Below are 7054 nucleotides of genomic sequence, written 5' to 3' on the forward strand. Positions count from 1 at the left end.
CTGCCGCACGGGGTACGCGTACGCGTGCCGGTACGGCACCTTTGCGCCGGCTTGGCGACGAGGCGCGCCCCTGACCTCTCCCGTCCCGTTCCTGCCCTGCCCCCGAACTCCCGAGTGACCCGCGCGCGTGATCGGCCCCGCCTACTCCGGCAGCGGCTGCGGAGGCTTGGGCCCCACGTAGTGTCCGCTCGGGCGCATCCGTAGCGGGCGTTCGCCGTATTCCTCCAGGGCGTGGGCGATCCAACCCGCCGTGCGGGCCACGGCGAAGATCGTCTCGCCGGCCGAGGACTCCATCCCGCAGGACACCGTGAGGACGGCGAGCGCCAGGTCGACGTTGGCGTGCAACGGCGCGTGGCGGGCGGTCGTGGCGACGATGTCCCGGGCCGCGGCGAGGGCGGGCGCGGCTTCGGGAATGTCCTCCAGGAGGGCGAACAGGGCACGCGCGCGTGGGTCCTCGCCGGGGTAGATCCGGTGGCCGAGGCCGGGCACGCGGCGGCCGGCCCGCAGCTCCTCCGCGATCACGGGGGCGGCGCTGCCGAGGTCGAGCACCTCTTGCAGCATGCGGTGGGCGAGCCCGGCGGCCGCGCCGTGCAGCGGTCCCTCGATCACGCCGAGCCCGGCGGAGACGGCCGCGTAGGCGTGAGCGCGGGCCGAGGCGGCGACGCGCACCGCGAGCGTCGAGGCGGCCAGGTCGTGGTCGACGAGCAGGCCGAGTGCCGTGTCGAGGGCGTGCAGCCGCGCCTTGTCGGCGGGGCGTCCGCTGAGCCGGGCCCACAGGCGCAGGGCGAGGGAGCCCTCGTCGCGGTGAGTGGGCCGCTTCGGGGGCAGGGCGGCGACGAGGGTGGGGATCAGGATGCGCGCCGTACCGAGCACGGCGTCCTCGGAGAGGTCGAACCGCAGGGGGTCCGCGGCCGCGGCGGCCACGGCGGCGACCCGCAACCGGTCGGTGGGGCCAGTGTGTTCGGGCAGCGCCGCCACGACCCGGCGGGCGGCCATGACGGATTCCTCGGGCGCGGTGAAGGTGATCCCGGGGCGCAGCCGACCGGTCCACAACCACTCGGCGACCTCTTCGTAGGAGTGCCGGGCGGTCAGTTCGACCGCGTCGACGCCCCGGAAGTAGTAGCGGTCCTCGTTGATGAACGTGACGTGCGTGCGCACCGACAGCTCCGACCCGGACCCCGGACTGCCGCTGCCCTCCCGCCTGTTGCGCCGGGCGAGGGCCTCGACCTCGTCGGCGTCCAGGGTGCTGCTCCGGCCGCCGGGCGTGCGTCTGCTGCTCAGGTGGCCGCGGCTGACGTACGCGTACACGGTCTCGGGCTTCACGCCCAGCAGTTCGGCGGCCTCCTTGGTGGTCAGCCGTCGTTCGGGGTGGCCTGGGCCGGGTTCCTGATCACGCATGTGGGTCACCGTATCCACAAGACACATATATTGATTCAATCAATATTGACAGAGGTCGAGTCAATCATGGACAGTCGAATCAAGTCCAGGGAGGAAACATGTCCGTCAACATGGCCGCAACCACCCGCCTCGACGTGCCGCGGGGCCTCGCGGGTGTCGTCGTCGCCGAAACCGAGGTCGGCGACGTCCGGGGACGCGAGGGCTTCTACCACTACCGCCAGTACTCCGCCGTGGACCTCGCGCGCACCCGCCGCTTCGAGGACGTCTGGTACCTCCTGGTCCACGGCGCTCTGCCGGACGCGCGACGGAGCGCCGCCTTCGCCGCCGAGACCGCAGCGCTACGGCGGCTGCCGGACGAGGTGTCCGCCGCACTGCCCGCCATCGCGGCGGCCGGCGCGGACGCGAACCCGCTCGCCGGGATGCGGACGGCGCTGTCGCTGCTCGGCGCGGCGAAGGACTTCCGGCCGGTGTACGACGTCGACGCGGACCGCCGCCGCGAGGACACGGTCGTGGCGGCCGCGGCCGTACCGACGCTGCTCACGGCGCTGCACCGGCTGGGGCGCGGGCTCGATCCCGTCGAGCCGCGCGAGGACCTGCCGTACGCGGCGAACTACCTGTACATGTTGACCGGCGTCGAGCCCGATCCGGAGCGCGCCCGGGCCGTCGAGCAATACTTGATCGCCACCATTGATCACGGCTTCAACGCATCAACGTTCACGGCGAGGGTGATCGCCTCGACCGGGGCGGACGTGGCCGCGTGTCTCGTGGGGGCGGTGGGGGCACTGTCGGGGCCGCTGCACGGCGGCGCGCCCAGCCGCGCCCTGGACACCCTGGACGCGATCGGCACTCCCGACCGCATCGACCCCTGGATCCGTGCGCGGGTCCTCGCCGGTGAGCGCATCATGGGCTTCGGACACGCCGTCTACCGCACGGAGGACCCGCGTTCGCGCATGCTCCGCGAGATCGCCCTGCGCTTCGGGGGCCCGCGCGTCGCGTTCGCCGTCGAGGTCGAACGGCACGTGGAGGCCATCCTCGCCGAGCTGAAGCCGGGCCGGGAACTGCACACCAACGTGGAGTTCTACGCCGGCGTGGTCATGGAACTGTGCGGACTGCCCCGCGAGATGTTCACCCCGACCTTCGCGGCGGCGCGGGTGGTCGGCTGGAGCGCCAACATCCTGGAGCAGGCGGAGGACTCGAAGATCATCCGCCCGGTCGCGCGGTATGTGGGGCCGGGAGCACCGGCGGAGGTGCCGGTCATGACCTGAAGAAGTCCCGTTCGAAGAGCGGCCGGACGCGAGGAAAGGCCCGGTGTCGCGGGCGGGCGAACCGGGCCGTTTTCGCTCGAGAGGCCCATCGGCGGAGGCCTTTCGGAAGCCGCCGGAGGCCTCGGGAGGCTCCGGAGAGCCTAATGGGGCTTAGAGGTCCGGAATATCGGCCTTCGCGCGGAGGAGAGTCTCGCGCGTGATGACGACAATGCGCTCGTGGCCGCCGCGTGAGGCGTCGGCGGGAAGCGCGGGGTCCAGTGAGTGCGTCGCGTCCGTACCGATGACGGCGAAATTACCGTCGGCAAGTTCGAAGATATCGGGGCAATTTGCTCCGCTCACGCTTCCTCGTTCGCGCGGAGACGCACCGATTCGTCGAATGATCTGGCTCACTGTTGTTTCCCTCGGGTCCGTTGGCTTGCGCACGACGACTGCGCGGTGCAAGGCGGGCCCTGTGGGGTGCGCTCGTCATCCGGCGGCGTAGCGACGATCTGGTGGGGTCCTCTACGCGATCAAGCGCGAGTCAACCTCTTTGCATCCCCCTCAACTCCCGACTTGACCTGTTCGTTATGGGCCGAGGGTGTGAACTCGGGGAACGGGGAGTGCGGCCGGACGTGTGAGCCCTCGGCCTCCGGTGTGCGCCGCGCGCGCGGTGCTCACGGGCCCGGCGCTCATGGGCTCGGCGGCTCGCCCACCACCCACCATTCGTCCGCGTCCGACTCCTCGAGTTGTGTCAGGAGTTCGTCCACCATGCGGCCGAGTTCCGCCTCGTCCGAACCGTCGGCCATGGTCGCCCGCTGATGTCTCGTCGCATACCAGTACTCCCGTACGACAGGGTTCTGCAGAATGCCACGGATGTACCCGAAGAACTCTTCACGGGATATATTGCCGATCCGGTAATAAAACAGCGCGTTCGTGTAGAGAGCGTTGGCGTAGAGGTACTGGCGCCGCTGCTTGGTGGAAACGGGTGCCTCGAAGAGGTCCAGCACTTCCGCCAGTTCGGGGTCGTCGATGGCTTTGCTCAGCAATTCCCAGTGCAGGCGCTGCTGGTTGGCCAGGTTGGTGTGCTGCTGGGAGTGGGCGGTCCGTTCCAGGTGTTCCAGTCGCACGCGGAGTGCCTCCAGCGCATGGCGCTGTGCCGCCATGGTGACGAGGGCGCCCGCGGCCATGCCGACGGCCGCCGCAGCGGCCGTACGGAGTCCGCGTACCCCAAACCTTTGTGTGGCCATGTCAAAGACCCCCGATCGGGCGGCCGAGCGCCGGTCGTCGGGGTGCGGGTGGGCGTGACGGGGACCGGCGAGCGGTGGGCGGCGCTTGCCGTCTCCCAGAGTGCCGAGCGGCTCTGATCGGCGGGGGAGGCGGAGGGGAGGCGCACAGAGGGAAGCGAGGGTCGCACGCCAGGGCGCCTTGCCAGACGTCTGCCCCGCCAGTGCGGCTGACAATCGTTCACTTCGCGGTGTTTCTGGCGGCTCGTATCCTGGGGCCGCATTCAGTTCTCGTACGCGCGCCGGGCCGTGAGCCGGTGCGCGCGAGGTGTCAGAGAGGTCGCACGTGTCGCAGAGCCGTAGTCCGCAGCAGATCCCGGTCGTCGTGCTCGCCGGATTCCTCGGCTCCGGCAAGACGACCCTGCTCAACCACCTCCTGCATCGCAGCGGCGGCAGCCGGATCGGCGCGATCGTGAACGACTTCGGCGCGATCGAGATCGACGCCATGGCGGTGGCCGGCGCGCTCGGCGACTCCACCGTCTCCCTCGGCAACGGCTGCCTGTGCTGCGCCGTCGACGCCAGTGAACTGGACGTCTACCTCGAACGGCTCGCCGCGCCGGCCGTCGGCATCGACGTGATCGTCATCGAGGCCAGCGGCCTCGCAGAGCCCCAGGAACTCGTGCGGATGGTGCTCGCCAGCGAGCACCCCGGCATCGTCTACGGCGGGCTCGTCGAGGTCGTCGACGCCGCCGAGTTCGACGAGACCCGGGCCAGGCACCCCGAGGTCGACCGGCACCTCGCCCTCGCCGACCTCGTCGTGGTGAACAAGCTCGACCGCGCGCCCGACGCCGACCGCGTCCTGGGGCTCGTCCGGTCCCTCACCGACCGGGCCGCCGTCGTCCCCGCCACCTACGGCCGCGTCGACCCCGAGTTCCTCTTCGACTGCCGGCCGAGCGAGGAGCGCGTCGGGCAGCTCTCCTTCGACGACCTCCACGACCACACAGGCGAGGACCACGCTGGGGGCGCGCACAGCGAGGACGACCACACCGGCCACCTCCACACCGCCTACGACAGCCTCTCCTTCACCGCCGAGGCCCCCCTCGACCCGCGTCGGCTGATGGCGTTCCTCGACAGCAGGCCCGAGGGGCTGTACCGGATCAAGGGGTACGTCGATTTCGGCCCGCACGACCCGGCCAACCGGTACGCCGTGCACGCCGTCGGCCGCTTCCTCCGCTTCTACCCGGAGCTCTGGCCGACCGCGGCCGCCCGCCTCACCCAACTCGTCCTGATCGGCTCCGGCATCGACACCGCCGCCCTCGGCAAGGAACTCGAAGCGTGCACGAACGACGCCCCACACGCCGACGAACACGGCATGTGGGGCGTCCTGCGCTACGTCCAGGGCCCCGAGGAAGAGACTTTCCCCGAGACCGAAGCCGAAGCCGAAGCCGAAGTCGAGACCGAAGCCGTCGTCTAGAAGACTGCTGAAAATCTTTTGCGTTCTGGCCCCGGACCGGCTGGTCCGGGGCCAGTCTTGTAGGCATGCAGGGGGAATGGGCCGGGGAGATGGTCGGGCCGGATGTGTGGGAGACCTGCCGGGAGTTGATCCCGGCCGGGAGCGTGTTCGCGTTCCTCGCCGAGCACCGTGAGGTGTTGTTTCCGCAGTCGATGTTCGCGGACATGTATCCGTCGTCCAACGGGCGTCCGAGTCTGCCGCCGCAGGTGCTGGCCGCGACGGTGGTCCTGCAGAGCCTGCACGGGCTGTCGGACTTCGAGACGGTCCAAGAGCTGCGCTGTGACCTGCGGTGGAAGGCCGCCTGCGGACTCGGCCTGTACGACACCGCGTTCGATCCGTCGCTGCTGACGTACTTCCGGCGCCGCCTGCGTCACTCGGCCGACCCGACGCGGATCTTCACCAAGGTCAAAGAGGTCGTGGCCTCAACCGGGGTACTCAAGGGCAAGCGGCGGCGGGCACTGGACTCCACCGTCCTTGATGATGCAGTGGCCACCCAGGACACCGTCACCCAGATCATCTCCGCGGTCCGCCGGGTGATCCGCGAGGTCCCCGGCGGCGAGGAGACCGCGCAGCAGTGGTGCACGGCGCACGATTACACCGATCCGGGCAAGCCGAGGATCGCCTGGGACGACGAGCAAGCGCGCGCCGCACTGGTCGACGCGCTGGTCACCGACGCGATCAACCTGCTCGGACACCTGCCCGAACAGGACCTGGGCGAGAAGGCGGCGAACGCGGTGGGTCTGCTGGCCCTGGTCGCGGGCCAGGACGTGGAGCCGGCCGAGGACTCCGACGGACGCGACGGACGCTGGCGCATCGCCCGGCGCACGGTCGCGGACCGGACCGTGTCCACCGTCGACGCGGACGCACGGCACATCCACAAAAACCGAACCCGCCACCAGGACGGCTTCAAAGGACATGCGTCCTTCGAGCCGGAGACCGGGCTGTTCACCGCGATTGCTGCCACCGGCGGCCACGGCCCCGACAACCACGAGGCCGCCGTCGCCGTCGGTCTGCTGGCCGACGAGGACGAGGGCCAGGAGTTAACCGTGCTCGGCGACTCCGCGTACGGCACCGGCCGGCTGCGCGAACAGCTGCAGGCCGACGGCCACACCCTGGTGATCAAGCCGCCACCGCTGCGGCAGGCCGTCCCCGGCGGCTTCACCATCGACGACTTCCACATCGATGCGGCGTCCGGCACCGCGACCTGCCCGGCCGGACACACCGCCAACCTCGGACAGGTCAAAGCCGACGGCGCCCGCACCGCCCAGTTCAAACGCCTGTGCACCGGCTGCCCCCTGCGCGGACGCTGCACCACCTCCAAGACCGGGCGCACGCTCAACGTCCACCCCCAGCACGAGCTGCTGGCCGCCGCCCGGGCACAGGCCGCCAACGATGTGGCCTGGCAGGACGAATACCGCAGATGGCGGCCACCAGTTGAACGGGCCATCGCCTGGCTCGTCGCCAAGGGCAACCGCAGAGTCCCCTACCACGGCGTCATCGCCAACAACATCTGGCTCCACCACCGCGCCGCCGCCCTCAACCTCCGCCGACTCATCAACCTCGGACTCACCCGGGCCAACGGCAGCTGGCACCTCACCCCGGCCATCGCATAGCGCAAGGGCCGCCCGGCCCACGGCCGGACAGCCCCACCCTCAAGATTTTCAGCAGTCTTCTAG

The 7054-nt window shown here is 70.4% G+C and carries 6 protein-coding genes; 3 read left to right on the forward strand and 3 right to left on the reverse strand.

Features of this window, described 5'->3' with window-relative positions:
* Positions 1-141: 141 nt before the first annotated feature.
* Positions 142-1398 carry a citrate synthase gene (locus BMZ82_RS24485; RefSeq protein WP_093779336.1) on the reverse strand — a complete coding sequence of 419 codons (1257 nt, stop codon included), beginning with the start codon at positions 1396-1398 and terminating at the stop codon, positions 142-144.
* A 98-nt stretch (positions 1399-1496) separates the two neighbouring features.
* Between BMZ82_RS24485 and BMZ82_RS24490 the strand changes: the two genes are divergently transcribed.
* Positions 1497-2663: a citrate synthase/methylcitrate synthase gene (locus BMZ82_RS24490; RefSeq protein WP_093779313.1), complete on the forward strand. Its 1167-nt coding sequence runs from the start codon at positions 1497-1499 to the stop codon at positions 2661-2663.
* Between the two features lie 150 nt (positions 2664-2813).
* Here the strand turns inward: BMZ82_RS24490 and BMZ82_RS24495 are convergent, their stop codons facing one another.
* Both BMZ82_RS24495 and BMZ82_RS24500 read right to left on the reverse strand, forming a co-directional pair.
* Positions 2814-3053, reverse strand: coding sequence for a hypothetical protein (locus tag BMZ82_RS24495; RefSeq protein WP_093779315.1), 240 nt, complete (start codon positions 3051-3053; stop codon positions 2814-2816).
* A gap of 278 nt (positions 3054-3331) precedes the next feature.
* Positions 3332-3889, reverse strand: a complete 558-nt coding sequence (locus BMZ82_RS24500; RefSeq protein WP_093779317.1) for a DUF6082 family protein — start codon at positions 3887-3889, stop codon at positions 3332-3334.
* A 322-nt stretch (positions 3890-4211) separates the two neighbouring features.
* On the opposite strand from BMZ82_RS24500, the gene BMZ82_RS24505 reads away from it, so the two are divergent.
* The gene (locus tag BMZ82_RS24505) at positions 4212-5339 is read left to right on the forward strand and encodes a CobW family GTP-binding protein (RefSeq protein WP_093779319.1); all 1128 of its coding nucleotides are present in this window, start codon (positions 4212-4214) and stop codon (positions 5337-5339) included.
* 65 nt (positions 5340-5404) lie between these two features.
* On the forward strand, positions 5405-6991 hold the full coding sequence (locus BMZ82_RS24510; protein WP_093779322.1) for an IS1182 family transposase: 1587 nt from the start codon (positions 5405-5407) through the stop codon (positions 6989-6991).
* The last annotated feature ends 63 nt before the right edge of the window (positions 6992-7054 follow it).

It is taken from the genome of Streptomyces sp. yr375, assembly GCF_900110755.1.
Lineage (GTDB): Bacteria > Actinomycetota > Actinomycetes > Streptomycetales > Streptomycetaceae > Streptomyces.

Bases quoted from the DNA above. Each gene is read 5' to 3' on its own strand.
- BMZ82_RS24490 (WP_093779313.1), top strand. From the start codon at position 1,497: ATGTCCGTCAACATGGCCGCAACCACCCGCCTCGACGTGCCGCGGGGC.
- BMZ82_RS24500 (WP_093779317.1), bottom strand. From the start codon at position 3,889: ATGGCCACACAAAGGTTTGGGGTACGCGGACTCCGTACGGCCGCTGCG.
- BMZ82_RS24510 (WP_093779322.1), top strand. From the start codon at position 5,405: ATGCAGGGGGAATGGGCCGGGGAGATGGTCGGGCCGGATGTGTGGGAG.
- BMZ82_RS24485 (WP_093779336.1), bottom strand. From the start codon at position 1,398: ATGCGTGATCAGGAACCCGGCCCAGGCCACCCCGAACGACGGCTGACC.